This is a genomic window from Pedobacter sp. KBW06, assembly GCF_003852525.1.
Lineage (GTDB): Bacteria > Bacteroidota > Bacteroidia > Sphingobacteriales > Sphingobacteriaceae > Pedobacter.
In genome coordinates this window covers 186633-209806 of sequence record NZ_QAJL01000003.1, presented here as the reverse complement: position 1 = coordinate 209806, position 23174 = coordinate 186633, and the positions used below count along the sequence as shown (strand labels likewise).

Genomic DNA, 23174 nt, shown 5'->3' with positions numbered 1-23174 from the left:
AGCTTTTTTACAAATTCAAAGTAAAAAGCGTTTTATTTTAAATCATTACCTTAGTCAGACTATAGGTATCATATGATGAGAACATTCCTTTTAGCCCTGCTGGGCTTCCTGATTTTTAAACCTGTCTCCGGCTTCACACAGGGCTTTACCAATAACGAAAAATCAATTATCCTCTCCGGGGATAGCGCAACGATGCTGCGGGTCACTCAGATCACCGAAGCCGAAGAGTTGAAGATACTGACCACAGTTTCCAAAGATATCAATCCCAAAGATCCTTTGATCAAGGTGCTGGCACAGCGCATGTACCTCGCCATGCGGGATGTAACCCGCCCGGGAATAGGAATTGCAGGGCCTCAGGTAGGCATTAACCGTAACATCATCTGGGTAAAGCGCTATGACAAGGAAGGAGAACCTTTTGAACTGTACCTGAACCCAAAAATCAGCTGGAAATCGGAATTGTTAAGGAAAGGCACCGAAGGGTGTTTATCCATTCCGGACGCGGTAGGAGAGGTGGTCCGTCATCATGCCATCAGGCTGAGTTATTTTGATCAGCAGGGCAAGGCAAAAGAAGAAATTATTGAAGGTTTTACAGCGGTGATCTTCCAGCATGAAACGGATCATTTGAACGGAATTCTGTTTACTGAAAGGTTGAAAGAACAGGCCACAAAAGCCTATAATTCCCTTGCCGGACGCCTTGATTTTATGCAGGAGAAGCTGTATCTGCGTCCCTGAAAAGCGTTCCAGGGGCCTCTGTGCAGGTTAAATGAAGCCAAAAAATCAGGGAAATGACAGAGATTTAGCAGAAAAAGCGCAATAGAAGCTAAGTTATGTACGTTTATTTCCAAAATAATATATATTTGGCTATAAATTAAATAATCAAAACATGGAAAAATTTTCAAAAGTTAAAGAATTACTAGCTTCTGTTGAAGCTGATGCAGAGAAGTTTTATAATGCAGGAAACAGTGCAGCAGGAACAAGAGTACGTAAAGCTATGCAGGATTTAAAAGTTCTTGCACAGGAAATCCGTACTGAAGTAACAGAAAAAAAGAACAGCGATAAATAATATCGATTCATTCGAACATCAGTAGCCATCAGGTATGGCTACTGATGCTTATTCCCATATCCTATACCCCCATTCCCCTCAAAAACTATGTCTTATATTGCTGCCCCAAACAGATATTCTCAAATGCAATACCGCAGGTGCGGAAAAAGCGGATTAAAGCTGCCCGCAATCTCCTTAGGTTTATGGCACAATTTCGGACATGTAGACCAGCTCGAGAATTGCAGCAATATCTTAAAACTGGCATTTGACAATGGAATCACTCATTTTGATCTTGCCAATAACTATGGCCCGCCTCCGGGATCCGCTGAAGAAAATTTTGGCAGGTTATTGAAAAGAGATTTCGAAGGATATAGGGATGAAATGATCATTTCTTCCAAAGCCGGATATACCATGTGGGACGGACCTTATGGCGACTGGGGCTCCAAAAAGTACCTGGTTTCCAGTCTGGATCAAAGCCTGAAACGGATGGGACTGGATTATGTAGATATCTTTTATCACCATCGCCCGGATCCGGAAACACCACTGGAAGAAACCATGGCCGCCCTGGACCTGATTGTACGTCAGGGAAAAGCATTATATGTAGGGATCTCCAATTACCAGGCGGAAGAAGAAGCGGCAAAAGCCATTCAGATCCTGAAAGATCTTGGAACACCATGTCTGATTCATCAACCTAAATATTCCATGTATGAACGCTGGATTGAAGGCGGATTATTGGACTTATTGGGCAATGAAGGCGTAGGTTGTATCCCTTTTTCTCCCCTTGCCCAGGGAATGCTGACGGATAAATACCTGAAAGAGATCCCATTGGATTCCAGAGCAGCTAAATCGCATGGCGCATTACAGCAGGACCAGATTACCCCGGATCGAATCAGACAGCTCAATGAGCTGAATGCCATCGCTGCAGGACGTGGTCAGAAACTGGCACAGATGGCCCTTTCCTGGATTCTGAGAGATGAACGTGTCACTTCTGTACTGGTTGGCGCAAGTAAACCTGAACAGCTGGCAGATTCATTAAAATGCCTGAATAACATCGTTTTCAGCGCAGATGAACTTCAAAAGATCGATCAGATCTTAGCTTCTTAACTGAAAAATAAAGGCATAAAAAAGGCAAAGAATAAATTCCCTGCCTTTTTATTTGCTTTGGTTTTTATAGCGCGACGCTTGCCTTAAGGCTAATTTCCGCGAACAAATCTGACACAAAATGGTCAATCTGTGCTTTGCTTACGCCGGGCATACAGATGATATGGCTGTTGCCGTCTTCCGTTGCAATTTGCCATTTTTGTCGCAGCTCAACAGAAGGGGCAGGAAACACAACGGTAAGGGCCGAAGGGTTTGTCCATGCAGGAATCCCGATGTCGTTCATGCTCTTTACCGTATAAGCAGCGGTTTCCAGGCATTCCAGCGCACGTTGTTTCAATCCTTCTTTCCCTAATTTTTTCAATGCATACCACATGAAAACCGGACTATGTCCATTTCTGCTGCCGGTAATCGTGGTATCTACTGTTCCGATATAAGGAATGGCTTTGCCAATTCTGTCTTTATAGTTCTTCTTTACCAGCACCAATCCGCAGGGAATTGGGGAACCGATAAATTTATGCCCGCTGATGGCCATGCTGTCTGTCCCATGGTTAAAATCAAAACCAGGTTTCAGGTCCAGCAATGCGCTGTAAGTACCTGCAAGTGCGGCATCACAATGGATATAATGGTTTTTGATAGCCTGTCTGCGCAAGATCTGCTGAATTTGCTGCAAATCGTCTTTGGCTTCCATCATCGTTGTCCCGATATTGGCTAAAATGATCACTGGCTGATCCCGGTGCATCTGAACCATTTCATTGAGGTCTTCATAATCCATTTCCCCATTTTTCTGTGTCCTGATAACGATGCTGCGCAAATTGAGCAACTGGATGTTCTTCTGAACGCTATAATGAGTGGCTTCTGAATAGTAAACAATTCCGTTAGGATACAGCTCTCTCGCTACATACAGGCCGTATAGATTCCCCTCAGAACCACCATTGGTTACATATCCCCACCAGTTTTTAGCGGGTGCATTGAACAGCTCGGCAAAGAATTCAAGCACTTCCAGCTCCAGAGAACGGGAATTCAGGTCGTAGGTCGATTCGACCCAGGGATCTCCGACATTGTTTAAGGGTAATTTTAAAAGGGGGTAGAGTTCCGAATAATCGAAATCCTGAGCGATAGGATAACCAATAAAGTATTTTGAACGTTCCTCAGCTAACTGCATATAGGTGCTTAAACGCTCGTTATCCTTGGTGTTTAATTGAGTTTTCATGGCGGTGTGTTGGTATTTAATTCTTCAAAATTAGATAAGTACCATATATTTTCCTTTGATTATATTATATTCAATAAAAAATCCTGTAGAATGCTTCCTTAGCAGTAAAAAGCCTCATATTTGTATTCTGCTGAATCCCATTTCAGTAAAATGCAATGATTTATAAATTAGATAAACTCGACACCAGGATCCTGAATATACTGCAAAAAGATGCTTCATTGAGCACTAAAGACATCGCAGAGCAGATTGGTCTGAGTGTTTCGCCTACCCATGAACGGATTAAGCGGCTCAAAGCGGAAGGGTATATCGAAAAATATGTGGCCCTGGTGAACCGGGAAAAGCTGGGTAAACATTTATTGGTCTTGTGCACTGTGACGTTAAAAGAGCAGTCTATCGAGACCCTGAAGAACTTTGAAGAATCGGTAACCCAATTTAAAGAGGTATTGGAAGTCTTGTGTATTGCCGGCGGACAAGATTACCTGTTAAAGATTGTTGTTGATGATGTCGACGACTACCATACCTTTGTGGTCACGCACTTGTCATCCTTATCAAATATCTCCACCCTAAGCAGCAGTTTTGTCTTAAAAGAAATCAAAAGAGAAACGGCATTCCACCTTAATTTTTATCTTTAGGCATGGAATCTACACAAACTTTGCCCGTATTAAACGCTGAAGAGCTTCGTGTTCTTGGCGTATTGATGGAGAAATCAAAAACGACACCGGAGTATTATCCAATGACGATCAATGGAATTACTGCGGCCTGTAATCAAAAAACTTCCCGGAAACCTGTCGTTCAGTACGATGAACAAACGGTGGTACTGACGCTGGATGTACTCAAAAGAAAAGGACTGATTTCTACCGCTACCGGTGGATCAAGCCGCAGCGTTAAATACAAACATAATTTTGCAATAGTCTTTCCTGTTACCCCGCAAGAGGTAGCGGTGCTTTGCCTGCTGATGCTCAGGGGCCCTCAAACCCCGGGCGAACTGAATACCAATTCCGGACGCTTATATGAATTTGAATCTTTGGAAGAAGTACAATCGGTATTGGAGCGTCTTTCTGATGCTGAGCAGCCTTACATCCTGCAACTGCCAAGAAAAGCCGGACAAAAAGAAATGAGGTATACGCATTTGCTTGCGGGAACCCCGGATCTTAATCAGGAAGAGCATGAGGAAGAACATTATAGTAAGCCTGCAAGTGAAATCGAAAGCCGGCTGGCAAAAGTAGAACAGGAACTGGCTGAAATGAAAGAAGCTTTTGATAAGCTGATGAAAGAACTGATGGGTTAATCCTTATCCAAAGAAAAATACAAATGAAATTACCTCTACTATTGGCCATTGGCCTGTTCTCTTTCAGCACAGGTATGGCACAGCTCCCGAGACAAATCAATGAGCAGGATCTGGCCCGGATGAAGCTGAAAGCCCATAAAGCAGCAGATGAGCAGTTGAAAAAATGGCTTGCAAAACCGGAGAAGGATAACTATGAGGATAAAGATTTCCTGGAGTTTAAAACAGATACGACCAAAATTGAGCAGTTCATGAAACAGCGGCTTGCCATTGATTATTCTACTGCAGGAATGGTAGAGGCAGCTTATGACGCAGAAAAGGAATATGATCTTTTACTGAACAGGTATTATCAGCAAGTACTCAAAGTGCTGGAAGCCAAGGATAAGCCATTACTGGTAGAAGTACAGAAAAACTGGTTGAAATACAGAGATTCAGAAAGAAAAATGAATGTACTGCTGACTGAAGATAAATACTCCGGAGGCGGAACGATGCAGCGGATCATACTGGCTTCCGCCTATCTTGAGCTCACTAAAAAACGTGTTTTAGAACTGCGCGGCTACCTGAGTCGGATTTAAACGCTTTTAGCTAAAACCATAGCAAGAGGATGGATGTTATAACAACTGATAATATCCATCTTAAATTTCTGAGATCTGCGATTTTATTTAAACATTAAAAATTGAGATATGTCAAAGAAAGTTGCAGAGCAATTGGTCGATATGCTGATTCAATCAGGTATTAAGCGTATTTATGCCGTAACAGGCGATAGTCTGAATGAGTTAAATGATGCCGTAAGGCGGAGCCCGGATATCCAGTGGATTCATGTGAGGCATGAAGAAGCTGGTGCTTATGCTGCGGCTGCAGAAGCAGAGCTTCATGGCCTGGCCTGCTGCGCAGGCAGTAGTGGTCCGGGGCATGTTCATCTGATCAATGGCCTCTACGATGCACACCGTGCAGGTGCCCCGGTTCTGGCCATTGCTTCTACCTGTGCCACCACAGAATTTGGTTCTGGTTATTTCCAGGAAACCAATATCACCAAACTTTTTGACGATTGCAGTCATTATAACCAGATCGCAACCACACCGGCTCAATTGCCAAGAATGGCACAGGCGGCATTGCAGCATGCTTTTCATCATAAAGGAGTGGCGGTGCTAGGCCTGCCAGGCGATGTGAGCAGTATGGATGCGGTGGAGAACATGTCGGCAGACAGGACCTACTTTTCAAAAGCAGTGATCCGGCCCGCAGACGAAGAATTACTGGCGCTCTCGAAACTGATCAACCGGCATAAAAAGATTGCCATCTTTTGTGGAATAGGGGCGGCAGAGGCACATGATGAAGTCGTTAAACTGGCAGAAATGCTGAAAGCGCCTGTTGGTTATTCTTTCCGTGGCAAAATGGGGATTCAATACGACAACCCTTATGAAGTTGGGATGACAGGCTTATTGGGCTTGCCTTCCGCTTATCATAGCATGCATGAAAGTGACCTTGTCATTCTCTTAGGTACGGATTTCCCTTATGTTCCTTTTATTCCTCAGGATAAGGTCCTGGTCCAGATTGATACTAAGCCGGAGCGTCTGGGGAGAAGGGCAAAACTGGAAATGGGCCTGCATGGTGATATCAAAGCGAGTTTAGCTGCTTTGATTCCTTTACTGGACCCCAATGAAGACGACAGTTTCCTGAATGCCCAGCTGAAAGTTTATGAGAAAGTAAAAGAACACCTCCATACCTATGTGGAAGATAAAGGTAAAATCGATGCCATTCATCCGGAAGCAGTTGCTTTTGAACTGAACAAGCTTGCCGCAGAGGATGCGATCTTTACCGTAGATACGGGAATGTGCTGTGTATGGGGCTCCAGATACATTGATGCTACAGGTAAGCGTTCCATGTTGGGTTCCTTTAACCATGGGTCTATGGCCAATGCCATGCCTCATGCCATCGGTGCTGCGCTTTCCAGCCCGGACAGACAGGTCGTGGCACTTTGTGGCGATGGCGGGATCTCGATGTTGCTTGGAGACCTGGCAACAATTAAGCAATACAACCTGCCAATTAAGCTGGTTGTATTTAACAACCGTTCATTGGGCATGGTAAAACTGGAAATGGAAGTTGCCGGATTACCCGATGCGGAAACCGATATGGTAAACCCTGATTTTGCATTGGTAGCAGAAGCGATGGGGATCAAAGGAATGACGATCAGTGATCCTGATCACCTGGAGTTGTTGCTAAAAGAAGCCTTTTTGCACAACGGACCGGTATTGGTCAATGTCATGACCGATCCCAACGCATTGGCAATGCCACCAAAAATAGAATTTAAAATGATGAAAGGCATGGCCCTTTCGATGACTAAACTCATGTTGGGAGGGAAGTTTGATGAGGTACTGGATACCGTGAAATCCAATTATAAACACCTTAAAAGTATCATTAATTAAAGATATCAAGATATCAATAATAAGGCCGGGAAGCAATCACTTCCCGGCCTTATTATTTGAATACAAAAAGCTTTTAACTAATTGTTGACCATTCTCATTGCGCCTTCACTATAGCGTGCACCTGTATTCGGATATTGCTCAATCACTTTCTGAATTGCCTTTAAATCAGATGGGGAAAGATCCAGGTCTACAGCACCTGCATTTTCTTCCAGGTATTTCCTTTTTTTTGTGCCCGGAATAGGAATGATCTGATCATCCTGTGCCAATACCCAGGCAATCGCCAGCTGGGCAGGAGTTGCATTTTTATCTTTGGCCAGTGCGGCAAAATCATTGGATAGAGATTTGTTGTTTTCCAGGTTCTCTCCACTGTAACGCGGTAAAGTTCTGCGGAAATCGCTTTCATGCAGACTGCTGATGTCTGTGGTATTGATCACCAATCCTCTGGCCAATGGGGAATAAGGAACGAGAGAAATACCCAGTTCGTTTACGGTATTCAGGATTTCCCCTTCCACATCTCTGGTCAATAAGGAATACTCGCTTTGTAAAGCCGCAATAGGATGGATGGCATGTGCCTTCCGGATAGAAGCCGGCGAAGCTTCACTCAATCCAAGGTAGCGTACTTTTCCTTCTTTTACCAGCTCGGCCATGGCACCTACTGTATCTTCAACAGGCACATCCGGGTCTATACGGTGTGCATAATACAAGTCGATGGTGTCTATATTTAAGCGTCTGAGGCTGTTTTCTACGGCAATTTTGATCCATTTCGGAGAGCCGTCAAAGTAAGTGCCGTTCACATTGCCTGCCCCTGCATTTTCGTCTTTAAAGCGGAAACCGAATTTGGTGGCAATAAATACTTTATCCCTGTTGGGAACAAGGACTTTTGAGATCAGTTCTTCATTGAGGCCATTGCCGTACATATCGGCAGTATCCCAAAAATTAATCCCTAAGTCTAATGATTTATGTAAGGTTGCAATGCTTTCTGTGTCGTCTGTCGGACCATAAGCGAAACTCATACCCATACATCCCAATCCAATGGCAGATAGTTTTTCTGTTGTTGTTCCTAGATTTCTGTATTTCATATCGTCGTTGTTTTATATATCAAAAGTACCTGGATATGGGTTTGTGCTGTTTATAGGATTCAAACAGATGATTATAATAATCAAACAGTCATGCTTCGTGCATCTCCCGGGGTGACACCCGTTTGTTTTTTGAAAAACTGATTGAAATAAGCCGGGTATTCAAAGCCAAGGCTATAAGCCACTTCAGCAATATTCCAGTCGGTATGCTGCAAAAGTGCCCTCGCTTCTTTGGTAATCCGTTCTGAGATCAGGGCGGTAGTGGTTTTGCCGGTCACTTCTTTTACCGAGCGGTTCAGGTGGTTGGCATGTACAGACAAACTTTGTGCATAATCATTCGCTGTTTTTAAGCGCAATGCTTCCTCCGGACTGTCAATAGGAAATTGTCTTTCCAGCAGCTCCATAAAAAGACTGGTAATCCGGGTCGGTGCATTGGCATGTTTTTCAAAGCTTCCTGCCGGCTGCATTTTCATGGCTTCATGGATGATCAGGTGCAGGTAGTTGCGCTGCAAATCATATTTATGGGTGTATTCAGAGTCCATTTCCAGGACCATCTTTCTGAAAATAGCGGAGAGTTCTTCCTGTTGTATTTCATTGATGAAAAAAACCGGATTGCCGCCAATCCTGAACAAAGGGGAGTCCTGAAGGCCGTCTTTACGTTCATTTGCATTTACAAAAGCTTCCGTGAACAGGCAAAACCAACCTTCCTGTTTTTCCGAAGAAGGCTCCCAGGAATAGGGAACTACCGGATTGGAGAACAGCAATGCGGGGCGGTCAATGGCAATCCATTTATCGGCATAATGAAGGATCCCTTCGCCGAGAATCAGGGAAACCTTGTAAAAATCACGGCGGCTATAGGGCGTCTGAACCCTGCACAGGTTCCTGGTATAGACGTTAAAATGACCTGCTCCGGCATTGTTTAACCGAAGACCAGCGGCATTGGCTTGTGGAACACGTTTATAAAATTCTTCAATAGTTTCCGTATGGTTCATTTTATAAAGTTATAAAATTCAAACAATAAGTTGGCCATGAAAAATCATCATCGGAAACTACGCCTGCACAATCCCGACCCTCAATGCTTTCAATCCGCTCAAACCCTGGACATCCTCCAGGTTCAGCTCTTCCAGTTCCGGATGAAAAACCCCGGTTTCCTGCAGGTATTGTATAAATGGAAGGTAATCTTCCACATCTTTCTTGCTAAAATAGATGATCGCCAGTTTATCTGGTTGTGTTAAGCGCTCTCCGGTTTCACTGACCAATACTTTGTCAATTCGCTTTTTGATCATTTGATACCTGATGTTATAGGCCCCCTCTACGTCAAATTTGCGCTCGTCCGAACGGAAACTGATGTCGATGGTCTGATTGTGTACAAAGATGAGTTGTGTCGTTTGAAGTTTCTTTGGCATGCCCGGTAGGAGGGAATGGGTAAGCTTTGCAATGGCTGCCATAGAAGAGAGCTGCCAGAGGCGCAGGTTTTTAAGGTGAAAATGGTTAAAAGGTTTTTTCGGAGCGATAGACTGGCCAATATAAATGTCGTACTCTACACCATCTGTCCTGAATTTCTCAAAATAGCAGGGATAAGGCTGTTGCAGTTTCTCCTTTTCTGCCTCAAAATAATTGTTCACGGCATTGTTGATCATCTGCATCGACACTTCCAGAGCATACCTGTTTTTATGGACCTCCCCATCTGTTTTCACAGAACGGTCCAGGTAATGCTGAACGACTTTCTGTGTTTTTGGATCCTGTTGGGCAAGATGGTTCAGATAGTCAATCATCTCCGTTTTAAGGAAGTTGTTCAGGTTGTTTTCTTCTGTCGTATTCCAGTGCTCATCATTCAGTGCAGACTGCCATTTTTTACAGTTAAAGATCATCTCCTCCATAAGGGAAGAACTGTGATTCAGCGTCAGGGATTGTAAGGTTTCAGAAAGAAGGTTCAGGTGGTGTTCCAGATCGGCCCTGCTGGCAATATTTCTTTCTATCGTTGAATTTCTGATGTCTATGGCCCCATACAGCGGATAAACCGCGTTAAAATAAATAGACTCTGTTCGTTCAGGAAGGTGTTTCTTCTTATTGTGGAGGTAATGCCAGGCCACTTCATTGAACTTCCACTGCACAGAAGGCTGGATGGAAGTAAACTTTTCCTTAATGATATTTTCTATTTCAAGATTGAACTCGTTAACATAAATCTGCAGCAATTGCGCAATCGGTGGAAAGGCTGGCTCCAGGCGGGCCAGGGCCGATTCATTGAAAAATTCACCATCATAAGTATGGACAGCCAATACCCCTACAAGGGTCTGGTTGTAAAATAAGGGAATCAGCGCCAGCGACCTGATGCCTAATTCAATAAAGCTGACCAGGAATGCAAATTGTTTCAGGTCCTCTTTGGTAATATCCGGAGAGAAAAAGGAATTCGGATTGGCGATATAAGAAGAAGCCAGTTGTTGAAACGCGTCGGGACTAAGTCTTTTTTCGCCCCATACAGAAAATAGAATTCCCGTACCACCTTTTTCATAACCATATACCGGTTTGTCGTTGACCCTGACAAACGGAAAGAAATCAAACTCAATCCGGCTATTTTGCAGCAGACTTTTTAAGGATTGCATGACGACCTGATAACCTTCATCTTCTTCTCCGGGAACACGGTTTAACCGCATTTTGTTGATGTTCTCTACGGCCATTTGAGCCGTCACATCTCTTACGGTAAGTATAGAGATCCCCCGGAACTGAAAAATATCAAGGGGAAGGATGTTTTCCAGCATTTCATATCCCATGCCCTGGCCAAGGTGTTCATGGACCTCCCTGAAATCTAATTTTGGGAGCTCTCCTTTTACGCTAACCTCTATAAAGTCCGTATTGACAAGCACATGATAGTAATTCAGTAAGCCCGTCTCATGATTGATTCTGGCATGATATTTTTCTTTTGGCAGCGGAATATGAAAGTCGTAAAGCTTGCCCAGGATAAAAGCATAAACATACCTCAGCCTTTCCCTGTTAATGTCTTCCGGAGTTCTGTCGTCAAGAATTTCCTCTTTCTCATCCAGTTTGTTCTTTAGCAGTTCATACAGCGAGTCCGTTCCATAGAAATTAATGGGTTGCAAGGGGAAACACAGTCCCCAGGCAATAAATTCCTGGTCATCCTGAACCGGAGAAAGGCAGGCGTACATGTACTCCAGCAAGAGCTCATACTCATGGATGTTTTCCAGTGGAATGTCTTTTTCAGACCCGGCCTGATTTTCAAATGCCTTCAGTGCCTGCTGATAATAAGACTTTCTCACCGTCTTCTCTTTTGCAATCCTTTTTCTGAGGTATTCCATAAAAGGCCTGAAAGAGAGTGCTGCATCAGCCTCCAAAAGTTGTACTTTATTTCCGGAAAGGTCCAGGGTGACTTTCTTCATGGCCCTAAGATACTATTTTTCGAGGATCACTTTTAAATCATCCAATCCCTTTTGCAGGTCTTTGCCCAGCATATCTTCCATATTTACACAGAGTAGCATCAGGTTCATAGGGTACTTCATCGAGCCTTTAAAGCCCCACTTTACCTTAGTCTGGGTTTCAGAAACAGATTCAGTGATCATATAAGCATCATCATTCGCTTCAAAAGGCTCTTTAAAACGAAGCTTCATGTCGATTCTTTCCCCTTCGGCAATTTTAGCGATTTCCTGTTCTCCTTTTCCAACGTCTTTATTGTTGCTGTCCCAGGAAGCGATAAAACCTACGGTTCCGTCGGTGCCTTTGTATTCTTTTTTTGCCGCAGGGTCTCTTTTGATCCAGACGCTGTAAAGGTCCTGGTTTTTTAGCAGTTTAATATAGTCAAACACCTGAGATTTAGGTTTGTTGATCGTGATTTCCCGTTCTACAGCATAATCTTTTTTAATAAATAAGGCAACAATCAGCAGGAGTACAACAATCAGTACGATTCCGCCTAAGATTACTTTTAAGATTTTCATTGTTTTTCTGGTTTAGTGGTGGTTAATTTAAGTTGTTTGTTACTACTAAATTACATCCCTATTTTTGAAAAACAATAAGATCAGCGCTGTTTTTTACCGGTCGCTGCGCTCGTCCATATTTAAGTCGGTATCAAAAGGACTTTTGGTAAAGGGATAAATAGATTGTCTGACAAATCCCTTTGGATATTGTGCTTCATGCACCCCGGTACCGGCCGGCCATTTCTTTCCGGGCAGATAGTAAGTGCCAAACATCCAATCGATAAAAGGGAAGATGGAAGCGAAATTATGGCCATAGTACTTAGGATCTTCGCAATGGTGCCAGTGGTGGTATTGCGGAGTGGTGAAAATGTATTTCAGCGGGCCGAAATTTACCCTTGTATTTGCATGGATCAATACCGCATGTATGGCGATAAAAATGATGTATACGTTGAAAACCGTTGTAGAAAATCCAAGAACGTATAAAGGGATAAAGGTCATTGCCCTGGTAAAAAAGATGTCCATAAAATGAGTCCTGCTTCCTGCCAGCCAGTCCATGCTTTTTGTCGAATGGTGGATGGAATGAAAGCGCCAGAGATAGACACGGGTATGGAAAAAGCGGTGCGCCCAATATTGGAAAAGATCGGTGGTAAAGAAAGCCAGAAACAAGGCCAGGATAAAAGGAAGCCCCTGTACCCATAATTGCAGCTGTTCCAGTCCGATCCAGCCAAAGAATAAGACTGCAGGTTTTTGCGTCACAATCCCGAAGAACTGAATGAATAAATGGCTGATGACGAAGTACATCAGGTCGGTTCTCCATTCCTCATGAAACTTGGTTTGCGATTTGTTTTTTGGGAAAAACAACTCCAGTGGAATGAAAATAGCGGTCATCAGTAACAAGTCCAGGATCATCCAGTCCAGTCCGAAATGCCAGTTGGTTTTTTCTACACTGCGTCCCTCAACGGTAAAAGCGCCAAGGATAATGGCAACCGCCGCGATGGAAGTTCCGATTAATGCCCATTTGATTCTTTTACTTAAAATGAGGCTGAGTACTGCAAAAAAGAAAGAAGTAATAATTCCCACGGTCATCATCATCTCTACCACTTCTTCCGTATAGATTTCGCGAAATTCAGGAGTGGTCAGTTGTTCAGGGTATCGGAAACAGAAAATCCCCAGGAGGGCAAGAATGGATAAAAAGATGGAGAGGTACCCACTAATTTGGCCCTGGCCAACTTTCAAGCGTTTATTTGGTGACATAATATAGCTATTCTATAAAAAATTAATAACCGAAATTCCGGTAATGATTAAGGTGTAAATATTTTCCCATAACGAATAAAGGCTAAATTCCCTTATAAAACAAGCGCCTGTGGTTTTTTTATTGCCAATAAATAGTCTCTGAGCATTAAAAAGGGTTTTGCTATGGCATAACGCAGCAACAGGACAACGAAGAACGACAACGTACCGGACCTTTACCTTTGGCAATGATAAAGACCAGAAAATCAAATGCTGTAATTTTAGAATGACTTGCAATTGTGAATGTTAATCGGCAAATTTGAGGATACCTACATTAATTTAACTAAATACGCACTCGTTTTTATGAAAAATTTCCCTTTTATAAGTCTGCCGAACACCCTCGTGTTGCTGCGGCTTTCCGTGGCCTTCATCTTTCTGGCCCATGCCATCATCCGTGTAACCGGAGGAACGGTAGTCCGCTTTGGAGATTATCTAAATAACAAAGGTTTTGTTTATGGAACGCCATTGGTTTGGGGCCTTACCGTTTATGAAGTCGTCGGGGGATTTCTGCTCGCTTTCGGATTTTTTACCAAATGGTTATCGGCAGGATTTATTGGGATCATTGCCCTTGGCATTGTGATCATCCATCTTGAAAATGGCTGGTTTGTAGGGGAGCATGGTACCGGAGGTTGTGAATATAGTTTTCTGTTGATCATCGCTTTGATCGTGATTGCTGCTGCGGATAAAAAGAAATAAAACTAAAATCGGTAGTTTTGGAATAAACTTTGTCAACAGCTAACGATGCAACTAAACCCAAGGGTAACGCTTTCTTCCATTCTGGATAACGACTTCTACAAGATCACGATGCAACAAGGTGTGGTCCGCTTATTTCCCGCTGCAAGTGCGCGTTATAAGTTCATCAACCGGGGTAAACATTCCTTTCCTCCGGGATTTTCAGACGCACTGAGAGCAGCGGTTGATCAGATGGCTTTGTTGAAACTGAGTCGGGAAGAGAAGCATTTCCTGCAGGCCAACTGTCCATATCTGGATCCCGTATACCTGGATTTTTTAGAAGGATACCGCTATAACCCGGAAGAAGTACGCATTGAGCAGCATGGCGACCAGCTTGAGGTTCAGGTAGAAGGCCTTTGGTACCGTACCATTTTATGGGAAGTTCCCCTCATGTCGCTGATCTGCGAATTGTTTTATGTACTGACGGGCTCAGAAAGGATCAGCAATGAAGAAGTCGTGGAAGTTACCCGTAAAAAAATAGAAGGCTTAAGGGATTTAGGGGTTACCGTAGCGGAGTTTGGAACCCGAAGGAGGTATTCTTACCAGGTTCATCGCCTGGTTCTGGAATCCCTGAGCCGCTATGGTACAGGCTCATTCATCGGGACGAGCAATGTCCACATGGCCATGCTTCATCAAACAAAACCTATCGGAACGCACGCCCATGAATGGTTCATGTTTCATGCCGCGAGATATGGCTTTAAAATGGCCAATGCCATGGGGCTGGAGCATTGGGTAAATGTTTACCGCGGAGACCTGGGCATCGCTTTATCGGATACTTATACCACCGAAGTTTTCTTTAAGCAATTTGATAAAATGTTCTCCAAACTTTTCGATGGCGTGAGACACGATAGTGGTGATCCCTTGCTTTTCGCAGATAAGGTGATCTCTCATTACCAAAATATGGGCATAGACCCTAAATCTAAAACGATTATTTTTTCTGATGGACTGAACTATGAAAAAGTAGCCCGCATTGCGGACTACTGCCGGGATAAAATAGGAATGTCTTTTGGAATAGGGACGAACCTCACCAATGATGCCGGACCCGATCCGATGAATATCGTCATTAAGATGACCGAAGCACATCCTAAAGATGGGGAATGGACAGAAGTGGTGAAGCTTTCCGACGAACATGGAAAATATACCGGAACGGAAGGAATGATCAATCTGGCAAAGACTATCCTTCAGATTTAGCTATAGGACAACCCCAGCCATCATAAAAGCCTTTGTGCTTTTCTGCGGTTTCGACCAGTTCCCATACATAATTGTTTACTTCATAGGGCAATACTGTGTTTTTTCTGGAGATGTTAACCACATAAGGAAAATCTTCACGATCATGTTTATCCTGTGATAAGACCCTGAAACCGGAGGTATTGACCTCCTGGGTAAAGGCATTCAGGTCCGCTTCGGAATTGAAATAGATCCAATGGTCTACTTCGCGCTCCAGCTCAAACACATCACCGCTCTGCTGCAATTGTCTCAATACCTTTCCATTCTGAATACATTTGTATTCGTAGTGGTTAGGGTAGAGGAACTCAAAATAGGTTTTCCAGTCCTGCTCTTCAGAACTATCAGTTGCATACTGGTATTGGGGGAAATTCATCATTGCCTGTTGAACCAGACTTTCATATCCTTCATTTGTTGGGGCATAAAAGAACAATTCCAGCTTTCCGTCGGATTTCAAAGCTGCGGTAAACAAGGCATTTATTCCGGTTAAGGCTGCATCTATCGCGTCTTCAATGTCGCAAATCGTTTGGAACTCCTCGTTGGTGGTAAAACCATTGTCGTCCGGCTTTTGGAACTTTATGCCACACCACAGCAGTTTTGACAAGCCTGGAATGGGAGCAATCTGGTTTAAAGCCAGATTTAAACGGATAGAAGCCGGAAGGTCGTTTACACGGCTGAAATAGCTATCCCAATCCATGGGAATTTCTTTTAAGTCTGTTGCAGTGTTGCTCATTTGTTTTTAATTATAGTTCAGGTAAATGTAGTATTATTGTGAGAAATAAAGGAGTAACAAAAATACAGGAGGAAAAGTTTTTGAGCATACAGATTGCTTTACGCTTAGGGCTTGATCATGGTCATTTGATAAATTCAAACCTGCTTTTGTTAATTTTATCCCTGAAGGAAAAATATTTATGCTTACTTAGTGTCTGGTAAGAAGACTGATAAATGGAAGGATCGAAAAAAAGGAATCCCTATAAAACAAATATAATACTGCTGATCCTGATCAGTGGCTTGTTTATGCTGAGCCATGTTTTGTTTTTCGCATTCAGAAATACGATCGATCAGCCCCCTCTGCCAGGTCAATACGCTGGTTATCTGCCTTTGGGTGCTGCTGCGAAGAGCAATGCGCTTGAGTTAAAACTGTTGGTAGGTGATCCAGGAGAGAGAAGAAAACTTTTTCCTCCGCTGAGGGATCCGAAAACCGGGATGATCCTGTTGCATGCCCTACAGGAAGAAACGAATTCCACGGATGTAAATGTATATTACAGGATCGACGCCAATGGTACACTCCTGGATTCGCTGCGTGTTGAGGACTATGATATCAGCTTAAACAGGGAATATATCATTCACCCTGATTATTATTACTCCTGGTTTCTGGACGGCAGTTCAGGTCGACAGGAATATTTGCCTGTAAATAAAGACTTAAAGCTCGGAACTGAAGCTTTGCGACAAGAATATGAAGCGCTTTATAAGAAAGCAACACTTGTCCAGTTTTTTGGTTATCAGATGCTTTGGGGAAAGAATGGCGTTACTGAGGGGGATAGAAGGCGATTTTACGATACAAAGACGGATAAGGTCATCTTTTTAATTCAGAACAAATGGCATGCGCTGTTTGGGAAAGACCTGGAGGGGATGCCTGGGGGAGAGAAAAAAGCGACACTGGATTCCATCAAAGCACTCAACCTGGACCGGTTGGGGGTACCTAATCCCTATCTGTATGTCGCGAATTTTCATAAAGAAAGCCAAGGATATCAGGAATGGAACGGAATGGCCTATTTAAATCTGATGTTGGGAAAAGATACGTTAAAGTTGAAGACAGAGATGACGGTTAAAGAGTCTGAGGGAGAACATCCCCTAAATTATCACCATCAGCTCCAGTATTTCAGAGATGAAACCATGTCCTTCCCGATCATCATCAACGAGAATTACCAATGTTACATCTTAAAGTCCAGATCAGTAAAGAAATTATAAAAAATGATAAAGTCACAACGATTATCAACCTCAAGGGTTTTTACGATTGCTTTGTTGGTGTCTCTGCTTGCGGTCATTGTCTGTACGGCAAGTTCTGACTCCTTATATGCTTTGTTCTTTTTTGCCAGCTGCAGCCCGGGAGTATTTATTTTTACCATCATTTACTGCTATGTCATTCTTGCCCTGGAGGCCCGCGGAATTCTTTATCCCAATGTCTTTTTCCGCTTTATGACCCCTTTTCTCTTCTTTACGCTCCTGAGCTGGTTGTTTTTGTATCCAGGGTATCTGTCCGACTTTCAGCAGTATTCAGTGGCTGAGTATCTGGATATTTTTATGGATTTCTCCTTTGACTTCCTGCTTCCAATGGGGCTTTGTATGGGATTGATCAGCATCATGCTGCCTCCTGTGGGAAAAGAAGAAACTGGTTTACCTGATTCCTAAGGCATTAAAGAATTCTTCTTTTTTATTGACCGCAATAGAGATCGACTTGCCGTTAACGAGCTCCACCATATTGCCATTTACACTTCTTACGGCCTCAAGATTTAAAATGAATGAACGCTGAATCCTAAAAAACTTTGGCAAAGAAAGGGTTTCTTCCATAGATTTCAGTGTGGCCTGGGTGCTGTAAACAGCTGATGGGATAACGATGTTTAAATAATCCCCCTGGGCTTCTACATATAAAATTTCATCGAGCAGAATTTTAGTGAGTTTCCCCTCTGATTTTATGAATATGCGATCATTGTTTACTTGTTGTATGGAGGAAGATCGTTTTAACTCCAGGTAGTCTTTGGCTTTATGAATGGCTTTCAGAAACCTGTCAAATCTTACCGGTTTAACCAGATAATCAGTCGCCCCTGTATCAAAGCCTTCCAATGCAAAATCCCGGTAAGCAGTGATAAAAATAATAACCAGCGAATTTTCCAAAGAGCGGACCAGCTCCAAACCATTCAGCTTGGGCATTTCTATATCGCTGAAAATGATATCTGCGGGATGATCTTTTAGGTATAAAAGGGCTTCAACAGGATCTTCAAATGTTGCTACAACACTTAAAAAAGGAACTTCCTTGGCAAAAGATTCAATGACATCTCTGGCCAGAGGCTCGTCGTCTATAATGACACATTTTAGTTTTTCCATTAGTTTTCCAAACCTAATTTTAATGATACTTTAAAACAGCTTTCCGGATTTTGAATTTGCAATTCATGTTTAGCGGGATACAACAGCTGTAATCGTTTTTTTGAGTTTTCTAAACCTATTCCTCCAAAATCAGCTTTTTCTCCTGCTGGATCAACGTCGTTTTCAATGTCAAAATAAAAGCAGCCCTCTTTAATCTTTATCTTTAAACTCAGGAAAGCATCTTTCCTGGATTTCAAACCGTATTTAAACGCGTTTTCAATAAAAGTAAAGGTTAACAGCGGTGCAATGTAAAGCCCGGAACATTCGGATTCAGAGGGAAAGTCAAATTGAATGTTTTTATCTCCGGAATACCTCATTTTTTCAAGCTCTGCGTAGTTTTTGATAAATTCCAGTTCTTTAAACAGGGGAACTTTTTCCGTATTGGATTCATACAGGGTATAGCTCATGGTATCTGAAAGATTCAGGATCACTTCGGGTGCGAGTTTATCTTTCCTGAGTGTCAGGCTGTAGAGATTGTTCAAGGTATTAAAAAGGAAATGTGGGTTAAGCTGGGCTTTGAGAAAGTCTTTTTCAATATTGATGTTTTGAATTTCCAATGTTGCCTTTTGTTTTTGGATATTGAGTGTCCTGCTGTATAACCTGGATATTTCAAACAGGATTTTCACAAAGAAGAAAGGGGCCAGGATGGAAATAATGATAATGGCCTGTGAGATCATTCTGCTTAGCGCTATGGCCTGGAAAAAAGTCTGACTTGCACTGCCTTTAATCGCCCCTTTCAATTCACCGCTTAAGATTTCAAAACCAAGTGCATGATAGGTTATTGAGAATAAATAAGTGATCAAAAGCCAGATGCTGATGAATACCGGAAAAGCAATGGCGATCAATAAGGCAGCCATACCCACACTTGCCTTAAAAATTCCTGGTACCGCAATATAAAAAAATGAATAGAAAACAATCATATTCACCACAGTCATGCGTAATGTCAGTATGAAACTATTAAAGTCAGTGAGGTGATAGGCAATTCTATAGCTCAAAAATAGCAGTAAGGCAAAGCCAGACCACATCAAACTATGAAGCAAAATGCGCTTCTTTTTGGTATAGAATTTTTCAAAATCAAATTCTGCGATCTTCTCTGTAAAATAGCCGGAAAAAACGGGTGTATGCTGCATTTTGTCTCTTTTAAAGCTGGCCAAAGATAACTTTTTCGACCTTTCTGGTCCTATATTATAAAATTCTGATAATGGCATTCATGAGATTGATCGTGTTATGCCCCAGAATAGGATAGATGAGATTTCCGGAGAATTTTCTGAGCAGTCCAACACTCAATGAGGAAATTAAGGCGAGGTAGACTATGGTGACGACATCAAATTTAAATGCATGCTGCTCCGTGAGAACGGCGCCATGAACAACCCCGAACAAAAGCGTAACGATGATGAATCCCCAGCCAAACTTTAGGCCTTTAAATGTCCATTCCGATATAAATACCTTGTCCAATAGCCATAAACTGATTCCTCTAAAAGCGATTTCTTCGGTTAATCCCGGCATTGTTGCCTGAAAAGCAAAAGTTTCCAGGTTGAAACTGCCTCCTTTTGGGAACAAAATCATCTTGAAAATGAAATCAAAAAGTAAAAAGCCAAAGAAAAACAAAAGGCCGGATTTGACTAACTTTTTAGCGTTCGTTTTAGTGGTAAACCCTATTTCTTGTCTGTCGGATTTTGATACCGTATAGATGACGACTAAAGAGGTTGCCAGACTCAATAGTTTACCAGCCCAGGTAAACCGGAGCCCCATAAATTCAAGGTTTATAAATTTCATGGACAGCTGTTGGAGGTAACAATCGAATAAGAAATACAGGACAAAGAAAGCCAGGTATTTTAGCGGGCCTTTTTCTGATTTGATCAATGCAATGATGACAATTGGCAGGATGATGAGCATCCAGATAAGTGGTGTAAATAGTGACATATCTTTTTTAATTTTTGTCAAAACTATCTACCCATGAACCAGCTTGAAAATTCTACCGATGAAAACCCCATTCTTGCCGGTGAAAAATTATTAGGAAAGCATTTTATGTACTAATCCATAAAAAAAGGCCGGCCATTAACAGAAATGACCAGCCTTTTCTCAAAAAAACATTAACAATTAAGCGCCTTGTTTTCTGGTATATTTGGTAAGGATCACAATAACCTGACCTTCGATTTTACCTTCAATCTGATCGGTATTGTTTTCCACCAGGCGGATATTTTTCACCACTGTTCCCATTTTTGCATTCAATGTAGAACCTTTTACATCTAAAGATTTGATTAAAACAATCGAATCTCCTGCCTGAAGAATACTGCCGTTACAATCTTTGTGGAATTCTGCGGCGGCACCATTTTCAAGGCCGGCAGACTTTGCCCATGCCAATCTTTCTTCGTCCAGGTACATCATATCCAGGTTATCCATTGCCCAGCTCTCATTGCTCAGGCGGTTCAATAAACGCCAGGAAACTACTTGTACTCCGGGAACTTCGCTCCACATGCTGCCTGTTAAACAAGCCCAATGTTTGCTGTCCAGTTCTTCTTTATTGTCAATCTGAGCTAAACACTTATCACAAATCATGATGCAGTTGTCCTCATTGCTCTTTGATTGCGGAGGTACTTCGTATACGCTAAGCGTATCTCCGGATTGGCATAATTCACATTTGTTTTCGCTTCTCTGCAGCAATAGTTCTTCCAGTTTCATATCCTAATATTATGTATCAAAGCGCGAAGATAATTATTTTAAACTTAAGCCTTAGTGCTGCCTGCCTGCTGCATCATTGCTTCCTGATTTACATTCCGCAATTTTTCGCAATAAAAATTTCCTGTCAAGCACAGCATTGCTCAGCCGAAAGGCTTCCTCATAAGCCGTTATTGCTTTTTCTCTTTCTCCGATCCTTTGATAGATATCGGCCTTGCTTGCAGAAAAAAGAAAACTTTGCCGGAGTCCCGAGCTGATTTCCAATTCATTGATTTCCTTTATACAGGCTGCTGCATTTAGCAGATAGCTTTGCGCGATGATCCTGTTGAGCCTGACATAGGGAGAACCGGGCTCCAGCAGTTCCAGTTGCTGGTAGAGGTAGACGATCTTTGTCCAGTTGGTCTGTTTAAAATCCGGGGCAGTGCAATGTAAGGAAGCGATGATGGCCTCCAGATGGAGGCGGTGGATTTGTGTGGATTGGGTGGAAATATGGAGGTAATAAAAGCCTTCCTGAATAAATTTTTGCTCCCAAAGTCCGCTGTCCTGCTCCGCTAAGCTCAGCCATTCCGCACTTTCAGTCAGACGTGCAGGGAACCTCGACAGGTTGAAAAACATTAAAGCCAGAAGGGCATTCACCTGATGGTAACAGGTCTGTTGAGGGGTTAAAAGTAGTTTAGTTAACCTGATCGCCTCATAACATAAGTCGTTATTGATGCCCTTCTTCGCTCTTGTCGTTTTGTAGCCCTCATTGAACATTAAATATAAAATGTGAAGGAGTGTTTCCGTTTGCTCATCTGAAGGAAGGACAACCGGAACATTCAGGAGCTGAGGAATCGCTTTGAGAGATGATTTACACCTGCTCAAACTTTTTTTGACCGCTTCCTCCTTCATCAATAAGGCGTTGGCTAGCTCAGGAACACCAAAGCCGGATAAGATGTGTAAGGTGATGATGATTTGATTCCTGCTGGAAAAGACAGGCTGACCACAAATGATCAGCAGCCTGAGCTGACTGTCTTTAATTTCATGATCTGTACAGATCAGCTCAAAATGATCCTCCAGATCAATTGATGCGGATAAAATCAGATCAGGGGAAAATGATTCGCTCTTTTGGGCCCTCTTCACTGCATTAAGCGCTTTGTTTTTGGCGACTTTCATCAGCCAGCCGGAAGGATTGTCCGGAATTCCTTTAAACCGCCAGGTCGTCAATGCAGCTTCAAAGGTATCCTGAACGATATCCAGGATCAGGTCAAGATGCTGTAAACCAAAGATCCTGGATAAAATAGCAGTCATCTTTCCCGAATTTTCACGGAAAAGATGTGCTGTTAGCTGAGGAATATGTGTGTTATAGTCCAACCTGAATAACTTCTCTGACCTCCACACTGGCGCCAATCGCTAATGACGGGCATCCTTTTGCCAGTTCAGTTGCTTCTTCCAAAGAATTGGCCAGTAGAAAATAATAGCCACTGATGCATTCCTTACTTTCTACATAAGGGCCATCGGTAATGACATTTCCTTTAGCATGTGCTCCTTCAGGACTAAGCGGATTTGCATCCTTAAAATTGCCTTTGGCCATCAGTTCTTCTACCCATTTGATTTGCTTTTCGATGTCGTCCTGCATCTGCTGTGCGGTCATTTCTCCGTAGTCCGCATTTTCTCTGATTAGCATTAGAAACTCTTTCATAAATCTTCTGTTTAATAAATACCTGGTTAATTGATAACATTGACAATCGGGCTGCGCTTTTAGGGACAAAATAATTGATTTATTTGATTACACTCAGATATTTGAATATAACACCGATGAAAGTTACCGGCAATGGATAGTGCAAAAAATAATAAAGCTCTATAAGGAGCTTTATTATGGGGTATGTAATTATCGAAAATTATTTCGGGATATCAAATTTCTTTTGGTCTTCATGAAATTGTTCATACCGGGCAGCAGCATCTATTTTGACTATTTCAGCTTTGATACTACTAAGCTGATCACCAATTTCAGCAAAACTGTTCGAAGTTTCGGCTTTGATGCTACTAAGCTGATCACCAAT

At 42.6% G+C, this 23174-nt stretch carries 24 protein-coding genes; 11 read left to right on the top strand and 13 right to left on the bottom strand.

Annotation, left to right across the window (positions count from 1 at the left end):
- Window positions 1–72 precede the first annotated feature (72 nt).
- The 3 genes from def to mgrA all read left to right on the top strand — a co-directional run bounded on the left by def (window position 73) and on the right by mgrA (window position 2146).
- Entirely contained in the window at window positions 73–732 is a 660-nt protein-coding gene (gene def / locus DBR43_RS15700; protein ID WP_199757065.1) for a peptide deformylase, read from the top strand.
- Between the two features lie 151 nt (window positions 733–883).
- The gene (locus DBR43_RS15695) at window positions 884–1063 is read left to right on the top strand and encodes a histone H1 (protein ID WP_073228855.1); all 180 of its coding nucleotides are present in this window, start codon (window positions 884–886) and stop codon (window positions 1061–1063) included.
- Window positions 1064–1150: 87 nt separating this feature from the next.
- On the top strand, window positions 1151–2146 hold the full coding sequence (mgrA, locus tag DBR43_RS15690) for an L-glyceraldehyde 3-phosphate reductase (protein WP_124582457.1): 996 nt from the start codon (window positions 1151–1153) through the stop codon (window positions 2144–2146).
- Window positions 2147–2210: 64 nt separating this feature from the next.
- Here mgrA and DBR43_RS15685 read toward each other — a convergent pair whose 3' ends face one another.
- On the bottom strand, window positions 2211–3353 hold the full coding sequence (locus DBR43_RS15685; protein ID WP_124582455.1) for a histidine decarboxylase: 1143 nt from the start codon (window positions 3351–3353) through the stop codon (window positions 2211–2213).
- A 155-nt stretch (window positions 3354–3508) separates the two neighbouring features.
- On the opposite strand from DBR43_RS15685, the gene DBR43_RS15680 reads away from it, so the two are divergent.
- The 4 genes from DBR43_RS15680 to DBR43_RS15665 all read left to right on the top strand — a co-directional run bounded on the left by DBR43_RS15680 (window position 3509) and on the right by DBR43_RS15665 (window position 7061).
- Window positions 3509–3985 (top strand): Lrp/AsnC family transcriptional regulator, encoded by a 477-nt coding sequence (locus DBR43_RS15680; protein WP_124582453.1) that lies wholly within the window; start codon window positions 3509–3511, stop codon window positions 3983–3985.
- A gap of 2 nt (window positions 3986–3987) precedes the next feature.
- Entirely contained in the window at window positions 3988–4641 is a 654-nt protein-coding gene (locus DBR43_RS15675) for a YceH family protein (protein WP_124582450.1), read from the top strand.
- 23 nt (window positions 4642–4664) lie between these two features.
- Window positions 4665–5213, top strand: a complete 549-nt coding sequence (locus tag DBR43_RS15670; protein ID WP_124582448.1) for a lysozyme inhibitor LprI family protein — start codon at window positions 4665–4667, stop codon at window positions 5211–5213.
- Between the two features lie 108 nt (window positions 5214–5321).
- Window positions 5322–7061 (top strand): thiamine pyrophosphate-dependent enzyme, encoded by a 1740-nt coding sequence (locus tag DBR43_RS15665; protein ID WP_124582446.1) that lies wholly within the window; start codon window positions 5322–5324, stop codon window positions 7059–7061.
- A 77-nt stretch (window positions 7062–7138) separates the two neighbouring features.
- Here DBR43_RS15665 and DBR43_RS15660 read toward each other — a convergent pair whose 3' ends face one another.
- From DBR43_RS15660 to DBR43_RS15640, 5 genes are all read right to left on the bottom strand, one after another.
- Window positions 7139–8140 carry an aldo/keto reductase gene (locus DBR43_RS15660; protein ID WP_124582444.1) on the bottom strand — a complete coding sequence of 334 codons (1002 nt, stop codon included), beginning with the start codon at window positions 8138–8140 and terminating at the stop codon, window positions 7139–7141.
- An 80-nt stretch (window positions 8141–8220) separates the two neighbouring features.
- The gene (locus tag DBR43_RS15655) at window positions 8221–9129 is read right to left on the bottom strand and encodes a helix-turn-helix domain-containing protein (protein ID WP_124582442.1); all 909 of its coding nucleotides are present in this window, start codon (window positions 9127–9129) and stop codon (window positions 8221–8223) included.
- Window positions 9130–9186: 57 nt separating this feature from the next.
- Window positions 9187–11532, bottom strand: a complete 2346-nt coding sequence (locus DBR43_RS15650) for a GAF domain-containing protein (protein ID WP_124582440.1) — start codon at window positions 11530–11532, stop codon at window positions 9187–9189.
- Window positions 11533–11544: 12 nt separating this feature from the next.
- Window positions 11545–12084 (bottom strand): SRPBCC family protein, encoded by a 540-nt coding sequence (locus tag DBR43_RS15645; RefSeq protein ID WP_124582438.1) that lies wholly within the window; start codon window positions 12082–12084, stop codon window positions 11545–11547.
- 93 nt (window positions 12085–12177) lie between these two features.
- Window positions 12178–13317 (bottom strand): sterol desaturase family protein, encoded by a 1140-nt coding sequence (locus tag DBR43_RS15640; protein ID WP_124582436.1) that lies wholly within the window; start codon window positions 13315–13317, stop codon window positions 12178–12180.
- Window positions 13318–13656: 339 nt separating this feature from the next.
- On the opposite strand from DBR43_RS15640, the gene DBR43_RS15635 reads away from it, so the two are divergent.
- Both DBR43_RS15635 and pncB read left to right on the top strand, forming a co-directional pair.
- Entirely contained in the window at window positions 13657–14049 is a 393-nt protein-coding gene (locus tag DBR43_RS15635; RefSeq protein WP_158622512.1) for a DoxX family protein, read from the top strand.
- 45 nt (window positions 14050–14094) lie between these two features.
- Window positions 14095–15276, top strand: coding sequence for a nicotinate phosphoribosyltransferase (gene pncB / locus DBR43_RS15630; RefSeq protein ID WP_124582433.1), 1182 nt, complete (start codon window positions 14095–14097; stop codon window positions 15274–15276).
- Here pncB and DBR43_RS15625 read toward each other — a convergent pair.
- A complete protein-coding gene (locus DBR43_RS15625; protein WP_124582431.1) occupies window positions 15260–16042 on the bottom strand; it encodes a DUF695 domain-containing protein in 783 nt (260 codons plus the stop codon). The two genes, pncB and DBR43_RS15625, sit on opposite strands and share 17 nt — an antisense overlap.
- Before the next feature lie 212 nt (window positions 16043–16254).
- On the opposite strand from DBR43_RS15625, the gene DBR43_RS15620 reads away from it, so the two are divergent.
- Together DBR43_RS15620 and DBR43_RS15615 are read left to right on the top strand one after the other, a co-directional pair.
- Entirely contained in the window at window positions 16255–17280 is a 1026-nt protein-coding gene (locus tag DBR43_RS15620) for a hypothetical protein (protein ID WP_124582429.1), read from the top strand.
- A 3-nt stretch (window positions 17281–17283) separates the two neighbouring features.
- Window positions 17284–17721: a hypothetical protein gene (locus DBR43_RS15615; RefSeq protein ID WP_124582427.1), complete on the top strand. Its 438-nt coding sequence runs from the start codon at window positions 17284–17286 to the stop codon at window positions 17719–17721.
- On the opposite strand, the gene DBR43_RS15610 is transcribed toward DBR43_RS15615, so the two are convergent.
- From DBR43_RS15610 to DBR43_RS15585, 6 genes are all read right to left on the bottom strand, one after another.
- On the bottom strand, window positions 17707–18414 hold the full coding sequence (locus DBR43_RS15610; RefSeq protein ID WP_124582425.1) for a LytR/AlgR family response regulator transcription factor: 708 nt from the start codon (window positions 18412–18414) through the stop codon (window positions 17707–17709). The genes DBR43_RS15615 and DBR43_RS15610 overlap by 15 nt on opposite strands.
- Window positions 18414–19583, bottom strand: a complete 1170-nt coding sequence (locus DBR43_RS15605) for a sensor histidine kinase (RefSeq protein ID WP_124582423.1) — start codon at window positions 19581–19583, stop codon at window positions 18414–18416. Before DBR43_RS15605 ends, DBR43_RS15610 begins: the two co-directional genes overlap by 1 nt.
- 55 nt (window positions 19584–19638) lie before the next feature.
- A complete protein-coding gene (locus DBR43_RS15600; protein ID WP_124582422.1) occupies window positions 19639–20376 on the bottom strand; it encodes a CPBP family intramembrane glutamic endopeptidase in 738 nt (245 codons plus the stop codon).
- A gap of 177 nt (window positions 20377–20553) precedes the next feature.
- Complete coding sequence (locus DBR43_RS15595; RefSeq protein WP_124582420.1) at window positions 20554–21135, bottom strand: PhnA domain-containing protein; 582 nt, start codon at window positions 21133–21135, stop codon at window positions 20554–20556.
- Between the two features lie 51 nt (window positions 21136–21186).
- Window positions 21187–22512 (bottom strand): RNA polymerase sigma factor, encoded by a 1326-nt coding sequence (locus DBR43_RS15590; protein WP_255420970.1) that lies wholly within the window; start codon window positions 22510–22512, stop codon window positions 21187–21189.
- A complete protein-coding gene (locus DBR43_RS15585) occupies window positions 22475–22813 on the bottom strand; it encodes a YciI family protein (protein WP_124582415.1) in 339 nt (112 codons plus the stop codon). Before DBR43_RS15585 ends, DBR43_RS15590 begins: the two co-directional genes overlap by 38 nt.
- Window positions 22814–23174: the final 361 nt, after the last annotated feature.